This window comes from Mucilaginibacter sp. P2_D11 (assembly GCF_056404435.1).
Genome location: NZ_JBFUEA010000050.1, coordinates 1 through 1,249, shown reverse-complemented (window position 1 = coordinate 1,249; position 1,249 = coordinate 1). Strand labels below are relative to the sequence as shown.

Below are 1,249 nucleotides of genomic sequence, written 5' to 3'. Positions count from 1 at the left end.
GCAGGTTTGCGCATATTTGCAACTATCCTTCAGATAGTTAGGTTTCCCCATTCAGAAATCCGCGGATCAATTCATATTTGCTGATCCCCGCGGCTTATCGCAGCTTATCACGTCTTTCATCGCCTCTGAGAGCCAAGGCATCCCCCGTGTACCCTTATTTACTTTCTTCTATACGTGTGATGCTTTTGCTCACCACTGTATGCTTTTTGATAACTGTCCGTTCAGATGCAAGACGACAAGAGATTAGATYCAAGACCCGGACTTGCGTCTTCGTCTTGTTTCTTGCTTCTATAAATCTTTCAACTGAAGCCTGACAGTGTCTCTACTGTTGTTTTCTCTTCAATTTTACTTCTTCCAATATGTCAAAGAACGTTACCCAATACTATATTGCTATAGTAACTTGCATGATATCCTACTCCTTTCGGAGAACGGTGGGTGTGGTGGAGAATAACGGATTCGAACCGTTGACCCCCTGCGTGCAAGGCAGGTGCTCTAGCCAGCTGAGCTAATCCCCCTTTCAGATTCAGTTTGCGGTCTGCAGCTCTCAGTTTGCAGTTTGTAACTGCACACTGTAAACTGCCCACTGTAAACTTGCCTTCGTAGTCCCGAGCAGATTTGAACTGCTGACCCCTACATTATCAGTGTAGTGCTCTAACCAAACTGAGCTACAGGACTGTTTTTTTCGTACAATACTGCCACACTCATGGCTGAACCACTGATGGCTTCATCTTCCGGGTTGTTTTTTAATTAGATTTGAGATATTAGATTTGAGATTTGAGATTTTTGTCTCACGTCTCATATCTCACGTCTCACATCTAATAAAGATTAAGAAAATAATCATGCAGGTAACAGTTTTCGAACTGTTATAATAGTGGAAAATACTTTTGCTTAAGATTAGGGATAATGCTCCAGAAAGGAGGTATTCCAGCCACACCTTCCGGTACGGCTACCTTGTTACGACTTAGCCCCAGTTACCGACTTTACCCTAGGACGCTCCTTACGGTTACGCACTTCAGGCACTTCCAGCTTCCATGGCTTGACGGGCGGTGTGTACAAGGCCCGGGAACGTATTCACCGCGTCATTGCTGATACGCGATTACTAGCGAATCCAACTTCACGGGGTCGAGTTGCAGACCCCGATCCGAACTGTGAACAGCTTTGTGAGATTGGCATCCTGTTGCCAGGTAGCTGCCCTCTGTACTGCCCATTGTAGCACGTGTGTAGCCCCGGACGTAAGGGCCATGATGAC

At 45.9% G+C, this 1,249-nt stretch carries 2 tRNA genes and 2 rRNA genes; all 4 read right to left on the bottom strand.

The window, feature by feature from the left end:
- Positions 1-168, bottom strand: a 23S ribosomal RNA gene (locus tag AC1DXC_RS27285); the annotation flags it as partial.
- Between the two features lie 270 nt (positions 169-438).
- A tRNA-Ala gene (locus AC1DXC_RS27280) sits at positions 439-515 on the bottom strand.
- An 85-nt stretch (positions 516-600) separates the two neighbouring features.
- Positions 601-675, bottom strand: a tRNA-Ile gene (locus tag AC1DXC_RS27275).
- Between the two features lie 237 nt (positions 676-912).
- Positions 913-1,249: ribosomal RNA gene (locus tag AC1DXC_RS27270) — 16S ribosomal RNA — on the bottom strand; the annotation flags it as partial.